The following is a 14,180-nucleotide window of genomic DNA, read 5'->3' as shown; positions in this document are numbered from 1 at the left end:
TCATACGGTAAAAAATGGCAACGCAACCTCTTTACTTTGCAATTCACGGACACTTTTATCAGCCTCCTCGCGAAAATCCGTGGACGGGGGAAATTGAAAACCAGCCGAGTGCGGCTCCTTTCCACGATTGGAACGATCGCATTGCTGCTCAGTGTTACAGCCCGAATGCTGCAAGCCGAATCCTTTCGGGTTCCGGTCGCATTCAGGACATTGTGAACAACTACGAATACATGAGTTTCAATATGGGCCCGACTCTGATGGGCTGGATTCGGACGCATTTGCCGGACACTTACCGCCGCATTCAGGAAGCCGATGCCAAAACGCTGAAACGCTTGGGACATGGAAATGCGATTGCGCAGGTTTACAATCACATCATCATGCCGCTGGCTTCTCCGGAAGATCGCATTACGCAAATCCGCTGGGGCATTCGGGATTTTGAAACGCATTTTGGCAGAAAGCCCGAAGCGATGTGGCTTGCGGAAACCGCCATCAATATGGACGTCGTTGTCGATTTGATTCGTGAAGGAATCCGCTTTACCATCCTTTCCCCAACGCAGGCGGAATGCTTCCGTCCGCTGGACGTCAAAAATGCGGAATGGAAAGGCTGCGAAAATACGGACATCGATACGACTCGCCCTTATCGCATTTACCCTGTGGATGCAGAAGGGAAAAAAATTTGCGACGGTTATTTGGACGTTTTCTTTTATAATCCCTGGCTTTCAAGCGCCGTGGGCTTTGAACATCTTTTGCGAGATGCGAATGTTTTCGGCAAGCGAATTCAAGACGGCTTTGACCCGAACCGGGATGAACCGCAACTGGTGAGCATTGGAACGGACGGCGAATCTTACGGCCATCATGAACCCTTTGGCGATATGTGCGCGGCGTGGCTTTTTCAGCATTATGCGCCCGAGCACAATATGGTGCCGGTGAATTTCGGATGGTTTTTGGAAAAATTCCCGCCGAAGTTCGAAGTGCGCTTGAAAAACTCCCATGCCGAAGGATGCGCTTGGAGTTGCGCTCATGGAGTCGGTCGCTGGTATCGGGATTGCGGCTGCTCGACAGGCGGCGGTGCGGATTGGAACCAAAAATGGCGAACGCCGTTGCGTGACGCGATGAATTTCCTCAAAAAATTTGCCGACGATGTTTTTGTTCGAGAAATGGAAAAAATTTCGGCGGTGTCGCCGTGGGACGCTCGGAATTTATACATAGACGCTCTGGTCAAGCCCGAAGAAAAAGAGCGCAAGGAAAAATTCCTGAATAAAATTTTAAAAGACCCTAAAGATAAAAAGGCGAGAACGACGGCGATTCGTCTGCTGGAAGTGGAAAAATTCAGCATGTTCTCGTTCACCAGTTGCGGCTGGTTCTTCAATGATATTGAGGGCTTGGAACCAGTGCAGAATATGCGCTATGCGGAAAGGGCTTTGGAACTTTTGCGCCCGTTCTTGCCCATCAATCATCCGCTGCGGGATCAGTTCTTGAGCATTTTGGGTCGCGCGACTTCCAATGAACATCGTTGGAGCGGAACAGAGGTTTTTGTCCGCTATGCCATGCCCGATATGCCTGTTGCGTTCAAGCTACTTGCAGAGCGTGCTGTCGTGCTGCATCTGGGACTGGAAAAATTTGAAGAAAAATCCCAGCTGGATTCTCGATTGACAGCTTCTGTTGTATGCTCCCGAAAGTTTGAAACAATTGTCCACGCTTCTTTTGACGACGCCGACATTGGTGAAACGACCGAAGCGACAATTCTGGCTTTGAACGATACCATGGGGCGGGTCACTGCGGTTGTGTTTGGTGGCGTGCGTCCCGAAGAGGTTTCGTTTATTCCGAATTTCAATGCGACAGTGAAGGATTTGCAGATGCAATTCCCGACAGCTTATATTGTCCGGATGCGAAATTTGATGAGCGATTCCTTGCGGCACATTAACCAGCTTCTGACCAATTCCCGGTTGGAAAAGGTGACGCAGGCGTTTGACGGCTTTGCCATTCAGAACGGACTTTCCATCGATTCTTTGGCGGACCGGGATCACACGCTGACGGACACCATGCGCAAAGCTTTATCGTTGGAGATCAATGCCAAAATTCACGAAATGGCGCTGCGCTATTTGAAAGCGCACGATGAAACGCTTTTGAATGAAGTGCACGAACTGGTGGACGAAGCAAAATCCTTGAATACGAATTTTTCGTTCGGCGGAACAGGGCGAATGTTCCACAAAAAACTGTCGGAACTGATTGCCGCCGCTTCAGAGAAAAACGACGAGCTGGTCATCAAGCATATCACGGGACTTATCTCGATGGCCGGCTGGCTAAATTTGTATATCGACAAGACGTCGCTCGAAAATCAGGCGTTTGAAAGTTATAAACGCTATGTCGCCGATTCGGAAAATCCGCAGAGCCGTGCGCTTTTGCCGATGTTCGACTGGCTGAATTTTGAAAGGCGAACGTCGGAAAGGAACTGACGGGAAATGATGGACATTCACACGCAGTCCCACCTCGATGGTGCGGAACGGATCAACTTGGGCAGTTTTTACACGCCGAAAAAATACGTTTCGCTTGTCGGGGAATGGCTTGTTCGATACGGGCTTTCTTCCGGGCGCGCGGTGCTCGACAGCTCCTGCGGATACGGCGCGTTCTTCGAATTGCGGGAATCCCTACCTGGAAACCGTTATTTGGGAAACGATACGGACGAAGTGGCGCTGCGGACCGTCCAACGTTTTTTTCCCGAGGTCGAAACGTTTTGCGAAAACGCGCTGTTCGACGTGTCCCGGAAAAAGTTCGGCGTTCGGAATGGGGAATCCCTTGTCGTCGTCGGCAATCCGCCGTATAACGATGTGACGTCGCAGATCAATCGTGGTGTCAAACGAAGCGAACTTCCCGTCGACGCGGACCTGAAATCCCGCGACCTCGGAATTTCCTTTTTGAAATCATACGACAAGTTGGAAGCGGATTACGCGGCGATTCTGCATCCGCTTTCCTATCTGATCAAAAAGGCGAACTTCAAGGCGGTGGGCGCTTTTTTCGAAAATTATTCACTCTTGGAGCATATCGTGTTCGATAGCCGCGAATTTGCGGGAACGTCCAAGACGAGCGGATTTCCCGTCGTCGTCGCGCTTTACAAGAGAACGCCTGGACGCGGAATCCGGTTCGACGATGTTTGGAAAATCCGGTTTCGAACGGTCGAGGGAAACGCGTTTTCGCTTTCCGACTGGGATTACGTTTCCGATTTCGTGGAAAAATATCCCGGGAAAAAGCGTTATTGTCCGGAGATTCTTTTTTACACGTTGCGGGACATCAACGCGTTGAAGCGCTGCCGGACTTTTATCGCGGACCGCATCGCGAACGCCGTCGACGTGGACCCCGAAAAATTTCCCTATTACTGCTACGTCGATTGCTTTAAGCGTTATGCCGAAGTTCCCTATTGGATGGGAAACTTCGATGTGCCTTTCGACAAGGAAACGTTCGGAAACGTCGCGGACGATGTCGTACGCGTCTCCAAGAGCCTCCATCCGGATATTTTCAATGAACAAATTGAAATTCGTAGTGGGGAAGAAGAAAGGGTCAGGAATTATATTGATCGAATATTAAAAAGGAAGTGAGCAAATGCCTCAAGAAGCAAAAGTAATTTTCTCGGGAAATTTGGAAGTCCCTCTATCAGTGAAAATCCCTTTGACCCAACCAACAGGGAAAATTCGCGTAAAACAGAGAAATTCATTTTTGGAATATGGGAATCCGATAGCTGTTCGCAAGACGAATATTCAAAAGAATATGTATGTAGAATGGCAAATTGGCTATGATCTTTTGGCAACCAAAGAAAATGAGGACAAAACTTCTATATGTCAAACATTTTGCAACAACAAAGGCGAATGTAAATATGCCTATGAGTTGAGCGAGCTTTTGTTTTATTCCGTTAAACTTGGTTTGTGTGACGAGAAAACCATTAAATGTTTATATGATGAAATTCGCGAATTTAGCGAAGAAAGTTTATTTGATTCGGTTTATTCAATAGCTCGTACAAAGCCTTTGTCGAAAAGAATTAATGATTTGGATTTTTCTGAAATGAATGTATCGTATCCGCTTGTTGTGCGGGAGTTTTCTGATGGATGTGCTGTTGAAATTGTAATTCGGGAAAAACAGCGTGCTGTTGGTGTTCAGCCGATGCTTTATGTCTGCATTCCAATAGTCTCTTTAAAGGCTGATCTAATGCCTGTTGTGGGAAGGACATTGAAGTGCAAAGAATTTGGGCTGTGGGAAATTGGGGAAAAAGAATCTCGGCTTGTCGTGGAATTGTTTAAGATTTTTGGAATGCTTTCCAAGAAGCATCAATTTGATGTTTTAGCAATTTTAAAGATGCTTTTCCCGAAGGTTGAGTGTTGATAAGATAGGCGCTGATTGGATACCGCATTCTTTCCCCTTTCCCTTCGATTTTCTACATTTACCGCACTATGTCACTTCAATTCTACAACACCGCATCTCGAAAAAAAGAACCGTTCAGCCTTCTTCCCGACGAAGATACCGTCAAGATGTATTGCTGCGGTCCGACCGTTTACCATTTTGCGCACATCGGCAATCTGCGCACCTATATTTTCGAAGACACGCTCTGTAGAACGCTGGAGTATTACGGCTATAAATTGAACCACATCGTAAACATTACCGATGTCGGGCATTTGACAAGCGACGGCGATACCGGCGACGACAAAATGGAGAAGGGTGCCGCCCGCGAGGGAAAATCCGTCTGGGACATTGCGAAATTTTATACTGACGCTTTTATGGCGGATTGGCACGCCTTGAATATTCAAGAGCCGACCCGTTGGACGCGCGCGACGGATCACATTCAGGAACAAATTGAACTGGTGAAAAACCTAGAAGAAAAAGGATTCACATACAGAACTTCCGACGGCATTTATTTTGACAGCCTCAAGTTTCCGCGTTATGCGGATTTTGCAAAACTGGATGTGGAAAATTTGAAAAAGGGTTCCCGCATCGACATGGGAGAAAAACGCCACGCGACGGATTTCGCCCTGTGGAAGTTCAGCCCCAAAGACAAAAAGCGCCTGATGGAATGGGACAGCCCTTGGGGCGTCGGATTTCCGGGCTGGCATATCGAATGCTCGGCGATGGCGATGAAATACAACGGTCCGACTCTCGACATCCATTGCGGAGGAACGGATCATGTCCGCGTGCACCACACCAATGAAATTGCCCAAAGCGAGTGCGCCACGGGAAAGCCTTTTAGCCGCTTCTGGATGCACGGGGAATTTTTGCGCTTGGACGGTGCAAAAATGAGCAAAAGCTCAGGCGAATTTTTAACGGTCTCCGTCCTCGTCGATAAAGGTTACAACCCGCTGGACTATCGTTTGTTCGCCTTGACAAGCCATTACCGCAATTATTTGAACTTCAGCTTTGAATCGCTGGACAGTGCTCGGGAAGCGTTGAAAAGTCTGCACAAAAAAACGGATCCGCTGATGGGTAAAGCGACGGCTATTGAAAGCGAAGAAGCGAAAAAATGGCAGCAGAAATTTAAAGAAGCGATTGGCGACGACTTGAATATGCCGCGGGCGCTGGGCATTTTGAACAGCGTTCTGAAAACGGATTTGTCCGAAGGCGAAAAGGCGGCTCTGGTTGCGGATTTCGACCGTGTCCTCGGATTGAAATTGGACGAGCCTCGGAAAGACTATCAGAAAAAAGCCGACTCGGCTTCATCGGATGATTCCGAACAAATTAATTTCTTGGTCGCCCAGCGTACCGAAGCTCGCAAAGCTAAAAACTGGGCGGAAAGTGACCGCATTCGCGACCTGCTGAAGGGAATGGGAGTCGAAATCAAGGATGGTCCGCAAGGAACGTCTTGGACAAAAAAATAGCGCGAAATTTATTGGAGAAAGCCATTTGCCGCCCCGATTTTTTTGCCGGCTAAATCGGAATTTTTGATGGGCGTGCCCCGCTTTGGCGGGTCGGTGTGCTGCGGGCTACCTTCCAGTCGGTGCTTCGCACTGGCGCAAAAATTTTCCACGTTAAATTTTGCGCCACCCTCCGCGTACCTCACGCAAAATCCTTTCCTGTTCGCGTACGGTTTTCCCACTTTGAAATGCAAAAACTCAGTCGCCCATACGTCAAGCAATCAGCGATCTTGTAGGGGTAAGGGACGGATTTCTTCAGTTTCGTCATAAGCCCTACTGCATCGATGCCTATTTTCTCGTCCATATTCAAAAAGCACAAAAGTGTTTCCTACTTGTTAATACTAAAAAAATCCTTGATATTGCGGGAATTCCTTTGGGAAAGAGTTGGAGGGTAATAGAGTTGTGCCTGTTATCAAGTCGCCAGATGTTAAAAACCGATTAGCGGTATTTTATTTGTAAACAAAACCTTATGGACTATTTATCCAAGTCTCGTTGAATTTGGCCGTAGAAAAACGGCCATTTTATCAATATTTTTTATTGCGTGTTTTGGATATAAAAAAGGAGTAAAAATGGGTGAAGGATATCGCGCACTATTTACAACAGCTGTCTTTACTGCATTTTGCAGTATGTCGTTCGCTTATACTTTAACAGGGACTGTCAGCGACACAGGCGGAGGTGCCGTTAAAGGGGCAGATGTCGTCTTGTTGAGTAAAGGGAAATCTACCACCACCGATAGCATGGGAAAATTCATTTTTCAAGAAGATGATCCTGCGGGAATACTTCCTTCGCAGTCTTTAGGATCCTTTAGCTTGAAGAATGGAGTTTTGCATTTTTCGCAAAATGGGAGTATTCCTACTCAAGTTAAAATTTTTGATTTGATGGGCAACCAGATTTTTACAACGCTTTTGCAGGGTTCTGGCATAGTCGACCTCAACAGTTTTATTGAAACTCAAGGTGTATATTTGGCTCATATCAAAATGGGCAGCGCGCAGGAATCATTCCGCTTCACCTCCCGTAAAAATCATAGCGGTTCGGTATTTTACAAGAAACAACGAATTCTGTTTAAAACTCAAGGGGAAACTGAAACCCTGCAAATCTCTGCCGAAGGTTTTGACACTTTGAAGGTCTTCTTGTCGAATTTAGACACTGCCTTAAATTTGACCTTGAATAAATCCTCTTCTGTAGAACCCCAATATTCTTTTGGCTGGGGACTCAAGAACACTCCCGTACCTAGCAAGGGCTGTGGAAAGCAAAGTTCCTTACAGGCTATCCAAAAAGTCGAAAACGGTGAGAAATTTCAAATTAACGTGGGAGGAACTAACCGTCAGTTCTTCATCACTTTGCCAAAAAATTACGACAAAACCAAGCCGTACAAACTGTTAGTGGCAAACCACTGCATGGGAAGCAAGGCCGAAGACTTCGTTCACCACAGCCCCGACTACGATCACCCCTCCCCTTACTACGGCCAGCAAAATCTGGATGCCGAGGGAAACTACATTTTTGCAGCTCCTCAAGGAGATGATAGCGGTATGTGGACCAAGGGGCAAGCCGACCACGAATTTTTCGGTCAAATGCTGACAACCATCGAAGATAATTACTGCATTGACACCAGCCGCGTATTTGCTACAGGCTTCAGCTTTGGTGCCATGTTCACGAACTCGCTGGCGCAAAGTTTCCAGCACCGTCTTCGTGCCGTCGCCGTTTACGCTGTGGCAGACTACAACATTTGGCTGCCCGACAACGCCGGTAAACCTATTGCTTGGATGGGAATTCACGGTAAAAACGACCAAATCTGCAACTATGACCGTGCAAAGACCAGTGCCTTGCCGCGAATCCTTAAGAATAATGGCCCCGACGGAACCGATGTTAGCTCCGAAAAACCGGAAGAATTTCAAGGCAGCGCAGGACACCTTTGCTACGACTTTAAAAATGTGGATCCGCGATTCCCCGTAAAATGGTGCAGTTGGAATGGTGGGCATCAGTGGACTGCTCATGACGGAGGCAACACAAGCGTGGGTGCCGGTTGGGAAAACACTTGGGTTCCTGATGTGGTTCACGAATTCTTTGAACAGTTCTAAACTTACACACTCCAATAAAAAACGTCCCCGAGTGTTGTACGCGACACTCGGGGATTTATTTGTGCTCAGGAAATTTACAGGGGAATAACGGACAAAGTTTATATCCACCGGCTGAAAATGCCGAAGTGTTCAAATCTGGTGTAGGCTAACGAAGGCAATAGGAATGCAACTGAGCCATTGAGGTTTTATTCCGTTAGTACGCAAGGGTCTTTTGCTTTTCCATTCCTGAATGTCAAAATAAGAAAGCGCCCTCGCCGGGCGCCTCTTCGTCCAAAAAAATTACTTGCTGACATCGATCGCTTTTAAACCCGGACGGGAATTGGCGAACAAAATTCCTATGGAAACGCCAAAGCCATGATGGATTTCTTTGGCAAAAGTCCATTGGTAAGAGCCTTTCAGACGGAAAGAAACCCAGGATTCCCGGAAAAAGAAAAGACCCGCATTCGCTTCGACGGTAGGGCCGAAACGGTCACCGAATGTATCGGCTGCATCGTCTTCGGGAATCGCCCGAATTCCCGCCATTCCGCCGATGAACGGCGTAATCCCCGTGGGCAAAAGCATCTGCTGCAAACCCAATTTGACGCCGAATCCGTTGCCGGGAAAAGAATAGCCCGCATCGGCTGTAACGCTCGTGTAGGGCAAAAGTTGGAAATTGGCGATAAAGCTCGCTTCGCCAAAGGCTGTGCGGTTGTCTTTCCAAATGTCGTTTACCGGCTTTCCTGCTCCGATTTCCAGACCGTAGCTGGCGAACGGATTGTAAACGGGTCTTTCGGCGGCGGCAACAGCGACCAGCGCTAAGAGTATTGCAAAAATTTTTTTCATCGTCTTCTCCTTTTGCCGACTTGATTTTTCCAAAATTAGAAAAAACGTCCGCTGTAAATTATGAATTTACAATTCGCCCGATAAAATGCAAAATCAGAAATACGAATGGCGAATTTTATTATATTGCAGACATTCAAATTCAACCAGAAGGTAATTATGTCTAAATTCATTCGCCTTTCGATTCTTTGCGCCGCTCTTTTGGCTTTGGTAGCTTGCTCCGGCGGCGGTAAAAAAGTCACTCGGATTGAATCCGATTCCGTAACGGATCTTTCGGGCAAGTGGAACGATACCGATTCTCGCCTTGTCGCCGAAGAGATGATTCAGGATTGCATCGCTCGCCCGTGGTACAACAAGTTGTTGCAAGGCAAGAACGGTGAACTCCCGACGGTTGTCATCGGTGCCGTCCGCAACAAGAGCCATGAACATATCAACGTGGAAACCTTTATCAAGGATATGGAACGCGCCCTCATCAACAGCGGCAAGGTGGATTTTGTGGCGAACGCCGAAGAACGCGGCGAACTTCGCGCCGAACTGGCTAGTCAGGCGGGCAATGCGACCGAAGAAACGCGAAAGGAAGCCGGTCAGGAAATCGGAGCCGACTTGATGCTCACCGGCAGTCTGAATTCCATTGTGGATCAGGAAGGCGGTGAACAGGTCGTATTCTATCAGATTGACTTGCAGCTGGTGGACATCCAGACTCACAAGACCGTCTGGATTGGCGACAAGAAAATCAAAAAATACATGAGCCGTTCTTCGGTAAAGATGTAATCTTCGGGGGCGGGAACCAAACGGCTTCCCGTCCATTTTTCATTGAGGGAATGCTTAAAAATTTTGCCGATTGGGATTCGGCGTGCAGGACGTAGGCGCATTTTATGAACAAAAAATTATTTCCGCTTTTTTTCGTTTTCGTTTTTCTTTGTGGTTGTGCGAATAAATCGATGACCCGCTACGAGGAACTTGCCGCTCCTATGGAAAAAAACGGCATTGCGGCGACTATTGAGTCGGTGCAAAAAAATCAAGATAAATTATACGGGGACAATTCGGTCTTTCTCTATCATTTCGATTTGGGAACCCTCTACCATTACAATGGCGACTACAAAAAAAGTGCGGCGGAGTTTGAAAACGCCAAGCAGGTTTACGAAGATCTTTACACCAAGTCCGTAACAAACGAAGCGGCTTCCGTCATGACGAACGACAATGTGCGCCCTTATCGCGCGCGTCCGTTTGAAATCCTTTCGCTTTACGAAATGAACATTGTCAATTACCTTGCCATGCGGGACATCGACGGGGCTTTGGTCGAGTGCCGCGCCGCAGATATCGCCTTGCAGGCCTTGTATCAGAAAGACAACAAGAAGACGAACGATGCGGGCTATTTGCGCTACTTGATAGGCCTTGTTTACGAAATGGAAGGGGCAAAAGACGATGCGGCTATCGCCTATTACAAGACGGCAAAGGCGTACGAAGAAGAACAGATGAAGCTCCCTGCCGAAGCGCAAGCGTTTATCGAAAACCGTCTGCACAAAGCGGGTCGTGGCGACGAAATGAAGAGCTTGCCGCTGCCCAACAAAAACATCCCGGTGTCGGTACCGGAAGCCGCAGATGAATTGAACGGCGAAATTGTGGTCGTCGGCTATGCGGGGCACAGTGCGATTCTAGGCGAGTGGATGCTTTCCGGAACATACGTCCGGGGCGGCATTCTCAATGTGATGGGAAAAAATCCGCAGAGCGGGCGAGTGGAAAGTTTGACCATTCCTTTCCCGGCGTCGGCGCTGGGATCCCACGGGGGAACGACCGTCTCGGTAACGATTGCCGTTCCGGAACGCAAGGACGTGCCTTATAAGGTGGACCATTTTGAAATTCGCTTGAACGGAAAAGTCGTCATCCCGGAAGTCTATCAGGACAATACAAAGCACCTCGTAAAAAATCTGAATGAGGAGCGGGCGACAACGCTGGGGCGGACCGCTGTTCGCGTCTTGACGCGCACTTTCATCGCTTATCAAGCCAAAAAGCAAATGGAAACGGACAATGTTTTCATCAACCTGCTGACCAATGTCGGAACGGATGTCGCTGCCGCGCAGCTGGAACAGGCGGATTTGCGTGTCGGGCTTTTCTTGCCGCAGAACATTCGGCTGGCCCGGATCCCGGCTTCGGCGGGTTCGCATAAATTAACCGTTCTGGCGGTGAACAAAAATGGCGGAGCCGTCAAACGTTACGAAATGAACGTTTCTGTCAAAGCGGGACAAAAGACAGTCGTCGTCGTGCCTGCTGTTTACTGATGGGCAAAAGAAACGCCGAATTCCGGAGACTCCAGTAAAGTGCGGAGCTCTGCAAAATTCATAGCGCTCGGAACTTCCGGGTGCTTTTCGCCAAATAGAATCGCCCGCATTCCAAAACGCATCGCCCCCAGAATATCCCGCTGGTAATTGTCGCCAATCATCACGGCTTCTTTTGGACTTGCGCCCAGCTTTTGCAAAATATCTTGGAACATCTTGGGGGAAGGTTTTTCCTCGCCGCATTCTTCACTAGTCACGATTTTTTGAAACACTCCCGTAAGCCCCAGCCTTTGCAGTTTGCGCAGTTGGATATGGAGAGTCAGGTCGGAACAGATCCCCAGGGGAATTTGTACGCATTGCAACTGGAGCAGCAGCTCTTTTGCTCCGGGAAATAATTGCATCGCATACAGGTAGGCGTTCCAATAGGCGTCATACAGAGGAATATCGTAAATGTCCGCGGACAAATTCAGCACTTCGCAAAGGTGATGGCAAAAGAGCAGCCGGTTGTGCCCCGCCGCGGTTTTCGGGTGCGCCCTTTTGGTAAATCGGTCGCATTCGGCATACAGCGACTCGAAGCGTTCCCGTGAAATCTCGACCGTGCCCCGCAGCGTTTCAAAGACGGCAGAACGCCCCGCCGAATCGCACGGGGAATAAGGGTAGAGCGTGTTGTCCAAATCAAAAACGATAGCCCGCATGGAGCCAAGTTTAGCAAAAAATCAGCGCAAACGGTTGAATTTTTTCATCTCCTTGTCCAAAAAGGCATCGACGTATTTTGCATAAATTAACGTGGTCGCCAAATTCCTGTGTCCGAGTAATTTTCCCGTAGCGGGAAGCGGAATGCCGATAGTGATGCAGGTCGTCGCAAAAGTGTGCCTTGCCAAATGGCAATGCAAATAACGGTTGCAGCCGAGTTTTTGGGCGGCGCTACGCAATTTCCGGTTGAATTGCGTGTTTTCGGCAATATGAAAAACGGGACCTCGCGTCGGTCGTTTTTCGATTAAAAGCCTGGCTTGCACCGGAATGGGAATATAGACTGCTTCGCCGGTCTTGTGCGTCTGCTTGCGAATCTTCCAGTCGGCAATCTCCATCGCATCCAGTGATTTCAAATCGCTGTACCGCAACCCCGTGAAACAGCTGAACAGAAAAACGCGCATCGCTTCGCTTTCCCGCGAATCCAAAATGTTCTTGCTGTCTGTGTAATTCCAGAACAGATTCCGCAATTCCCGTATCGTTAAAAATCCCCTTCGCGAATAAACCCTGCCAATGCGAAAGCCGGCAAAAGGATTGTCCATTTTGAAACCGTTTGCAATAAGTTTGTTCAAAAAAATGCGGAATACGGAAAGCGCCTTGTTCACCGTGGCCGGCTTATTGCCCTGTTCCTGCAAATGCGCCTTGTAAGAATGAATAAACGCCTTGTCTATTTCTTCGCATTGGAGCCCGGGGTGAAAAGACTCCAGCTTTTTCAGGTTCCAGAAATACGTTTTGATGGTAGTCGGTTCCAACTCGTTGTCGTTATTACGGATGAACGCGTAGGCTGCGGGGAAAAATAGCATAGAAAAGTCCTTTTTTTTTTGAAGTTTAGGTTGCCGAAAAATAAGGAGAATTGCCCAAAATTGAGGTGTGCAAACAAAATTTTAAAGATTTCTATTCTAATTTGGAATATGAAAAAACGCTGAAATTTGCAAAATTCCGCAAAATTTTCCAAATGCATGACTAAAAAATGACAAAAGAATGACAAACCTATTGCTTTTCCTAAACAAAGCATTTATATTATCGGTGTTGAAGAAAACAACAAAACCTTCAAACCTTAACAAAGGAGTTTATCATGAAGAAAGGTTTTACCCTCATTGAATTGATGGTCGTCGTGGTCATCATCGGTATCCTCGCCGCTGTCGCTGTTCCGAAACTGTTCGGTATGATTGCGAAATCCAAAGCTTCCGAAGTCGGCCCTGCTGCTGGAACCTACGTGAAGTTGCAGGATGCGTATGTATCGGAATCCAATATGATTGGTGGTTGGAAAAAAATTGGATATGTCATGAAAGCAACAACCAACTTTACATATGCGGGTGATACTGAGGACGGAACTGTTGCTGTCACCGACGGAAAAACAGATGCATGGAACGCGACATCAAATGTTGCGTTGAATGACTGCGCAATAGGCGCAAAGTGGCAGTTGGATGTTGTAGGTGCTGCCAATGGAAATAGCGTAAATTATACAGCAACTACACCTACTTGTGGGGAAGCTCTCACCCCGACATTCGACAAAATCGGCAACTAAGGTCTAGTACGCATAACATTTCAAAGGGTCTCCATTTGGAGGCCCTTTTATGCATAACTAAAACAACGAACAAATGATTTGTAAAAAATACAAAAACGTCCTGTCAAGTTAATCCTATCAGGCTGTTTTTAATAAAAAGAATCATCGGATATAAAGACCGTACTCTTGTCCTTTATCCTTATCAAAACATCCCTGAATAATGGAACTGTAAGAATCGTCCCCAAATTCATATTTGCGAAAAAGCGCATAAGCCACCAAATCAGCCAATTGAATAAGTCGTGACATTTTGGAATCTAAAAATAACGGAACTTCAGCAAAATTTACAAGAGTGTTGCCCCAATGATTCCCCTCGATTTGGAATGCTTGGGACCATTGCTGGAATTTTTGCTCTGAAGTTGACTTGTCAAAAATGGCAATCCCCCGCTCGGGGACCTGTTTCTTAGCAAACCTACGCTTCAAGAACATATCAAATCTGCTTGTAATTTGCGTAAAAAGCTCTTCATCATGAGCAACATCAATTTGACAAGTCTTGTCTAATACTGCGCCAAATAAAATAAAGTAATTTGGATAATGAGCTGCTATATAGCCTAGAATCTCTTTCAACAACCCTTCTCGAGTTTCTTTCGGAATGGAGCGCCACTCTCCTTTACCTGAACGCATACGCGTTCCATGAAGTTCAAGATTCTTACAATCTGTGTGTTTGGCGAGAATTCTTTCAATGTCCTGTTGAACATAAAAAGTCTTGGTATCCCTTATGGCGAGTCCGGCAAGTACACAATGTTTGCAATTTTTGTCAGTAGCAAGTCCCGAATCATCAACATATAGCAGATACATTCTC

General features: G+C 47.3%; 12 protein-coding genes. 8 read left to right on the top strand and 4 right to left on the bottom strand.

Annotation, left to right across the window (positions count from 1 at the left end; genetic code table 11):
• Window positions 1-14 precede the first annotated feature (14 nt).
• From B5D40_RS01445 to B5D40_RS01425, 5 genes are all read left to right on the top strand, one after another.
• Complete coding sequence (locus B5D40_RS01445) at window positions 15-2,456, top strand: DUF3536 domain-containing protein (RefSeq protein WP_078775470.1); 2,442 nt, start codon at window positions 15-17, stop codon at window positions 2,454-2,456.
• Between the two features lie 6 nt (window positions 2,457-2,462).
• Entirely contained in the window at window positions 2,463-3,593 is a 1,131-nt protein-coding gene (locus B5D40_RS01440) for an N-6 DNA methylase family protein (RefSeq protein ID WP_078775469.1), read from the top strand.
• A gap of 4 nt (window positions 3,594-3,597) precedes the next feature.
• On the top strand, window positions 3,598-4,371 hold the full coding sequence (locus B5D40_RS01435; RefSeq protein WP_078775467.1) for a R.Pab1 family restriction endonuclease: 774 nt from the start codon (window positions 3,598-3,600) through the stop codon (window positions 4,369-4,371).
• A gap of 68 nt (window positions 4,372-4,439) precedes the next feature.
• Complete coding sequence (gene cysS, locus B5D40_RS01430; protein ID WP_078775466.1) at window positions 4,440-5,855, top strand: cysteine--tRNA ligase; 1,416 nt, start codon at window positions 4,440-4,442, stop codon at window positions 5,853-5,855.
• A gap of 605 nt (window positions 5,856-6,460) precedes the next feature.
• The gene (locus tag B5D40_RS01425) at window positions 6,461-7,969 is read left to right on the top strand and encodes a T9SS type A sorting domain-containing protein (protein ID WP_078775465.1); all 1,509 of its coding nucleotides are present in this window, start codon (window positions 6,461-6,463) and stop codon (window positions 7,967-7,969) included.
• Window positions 7,970-8,248: 279 nt separating this feature from the next.
• Here B5D40_RS01425 and B5D40_RS01420 read toward each other — a convergent pair whose 3' ends face one another.
• The gene (locus B5D40_RS01420) at window positions 8,249-8,791 is read right to left on the bottom strand and encodes a hypothetical protein (RefSeq protein WP_078775464.1); all 543 of its coding nucleotides are present in this window, start codon (window positions 8,789-8,791) and stop codon (window positions 8,249-8,251) included.
• A gap of 156 nt (window positions 8,792-8,947) precedes the next feature.
• Between B5D40_RS01420 and B5D40_RS01410 the strand changes: the two genes are divergently transcribed.
• Together B5D40_RS01410 and B5D40_RS01405 are read left to right on the top strand one after the other, a co-directional pair.
• Entirely contained in the window at window positions 8,948-9,559 is a 612-nt protein-coding gene (locus B5D40_RS01410; protein ID WP_073301584.1) for a penicillin-binding protein activator LpoB, read from the top strand.
• 104 nt (window positions 9,560-9,663) lie between these two features.
• Complete coding sequence (locus B5D40_RS01405; protein WP_143394466.1) at window positions 9,664-11,067, top strand: COG3014 family protein; 1,404 nt, start codon at window positions 9,664-9,666, stop codon at window positions 11,065-11,067.
• Here the strand turns inward: B5D40_RS01405 and B5D40_RS01400 are convergent.
• Window positions 11,061-11,759 carry an HAD family hydrolase gene (locus B5D40_RS01400; RefSeq protein ID WP_078775462.1) on the bottom strand — a complete coding sequence of 233 codons (699 nt, stop codon included), beginning with the start codon at window positions 11,757-11,759 and terminating at the stop codon, window positions 11,061-11,063. The genes B5D40_RS01405 and B5D40_RS01400 overlap by 7 nt on opposite strands.
• A 21-nt stretch (window positions 11,760-11,780) precedes the next feature.
• Window positions 11,781-12,617: a site-specific integrase gene (locus tag B5D40_RS01395; RefSeq protein ID WP_078775461.1), complete on the bottom strand. Its 837-nt coding sequence runs from the start codon at window positions 12,615-12,617 to the stop codon at window positions 11,781-11,783.
• Between the two features lie 272 nt (window positions 12,618-12,889).
• Here B5D40_RS01395 and B5D40_RS01390 point away from each other — a divergent pair, with 272 nt between their 5' ends.
• Entirely contained in the window at window positions 12,890-13,342 is a 453-nt protein-coding gene (locus tag B5D40_RS01390) for a type IV pilin protein (protein ID WP_078775460.1), read from the top strand.
• Window positions 13,343-13,483: 141 nt separating this feature from the next.
• On the opposite strand, the gene B5D40_RS01385 is transcribed toward B5D40_RS01390, so the two are convergent.
• Window positions 13,484-14,176 (bottom strand): DUF3800 domain-containing protein, encoded by a 693-nt coding sequence (locus B5D40_RS01385; RefSeq protein ID WP_078775459.1) that lies wholly within the window; start codon window positions 14,174-14,176, stop codon window positions 13,484-13,486.
• Window positions 14,177-14,180: the final 4 nt, after the last annotated feature.

The organism is Fibrobacter intestinalis, from assembly GCF_900167415.1.
GTDB classification, from domain to species: Bacteria; Fibrobacterota; Fibrobacteria; order Fibrobacterales; family Fibrobacteraceae; genus Hallerella; species Hallerella intestinalis.
This window is presented reverse-complemented; position numbering and strand designations above follow the sequence as displayed.

Excerpts from the sequence above, each read along its gene's own strand:
- B5D40_RS01445 (WP_078775470.1), top strand. The coding sequence starts at position 15 with ATGGCAACGCAACCTCTTTACTTTGCAATTCACGGACACTTTTATCAG.
- B5D40_RS01440 (WP_078775469.1), top strand. The coding sequence starts at position 2,463 with ATGATGGACATTCACACGCAGTCCCACCTCGATGGTGCGGAACGGATC.
- B5D40_RS01435 (WP_078775467.1), top strand. The coding sequence starts at position 3,598 with ATGCCTCAAGAAGCAAAAGTAATTTTCTCGGGAAATTTGGAAGTCCCT.
- cysS (WP_078775466.1), top strand. The coding sequence starts at position 4,440 with ATGTCACTTCAATTCTACAACACCGCATCTCGAAAAAAAGAACCGTTC.
- B5D40_RS01425 (WP_078775465.1), top strand. The coding sequence starts at position 6,461 with ATGGGTGAAGGATATCGCGCACTATTTACAACAGCTGTCTTTACTGCA.
- B5D40_RS01420 (WP_078775464.1), bottom strand. The coding sequence starts at position 8,791 with ATGAAAAAAATTTTTGCAATACTCTTAGCGCTGGTCGCTGTTGCCGCC.
- B5D40_RS01410 (WP_073301584.1), top strand. The coding sequence starts at position 8,948 with ATGTCTAAATTCATTCGCCTTTCGATTCTTTGCGCCGCTCTTTTGGCT.
- B5D40_RS01405 (WP_143394466.1), top strand. The coding sequence starts at position 9,664 with ATGAACAAAAAATTATTTCCGCTTTTTTTCGTTTTCGTTTTTCTTTGT.
- B5D40_RS01400 (WP_078775462.1), bottom strand. The coding sequence starts at position 11,759 with ATGCGGGCTATCGTTTTTGATTTGGACAACACGCTCTACCCTTATTCC.
- B5D40_RS01395 (WP_078775461.1), bottom strand. The coding sequence starts at position 12,617 with ATGCTATTTTTCCCCGCAGCCTACGCGTTCATCCGTAATAACGACAAC.
- B5D40_RS01390 (WP_078775460.1), top strand. The coding sequence starts at position 12,890 with ATGAAGAAAGGTTTTACCCTCATTGAATTGATGGTCGTCGTGGTCATC.
- B5D40_RS01385 (WP_078775459.1), bottom strand. The coding sequence starts at position 14,176 with ATGTATCTGCTATATGTTGATGATTCGGGACTTGCTACTGACAAAAAT.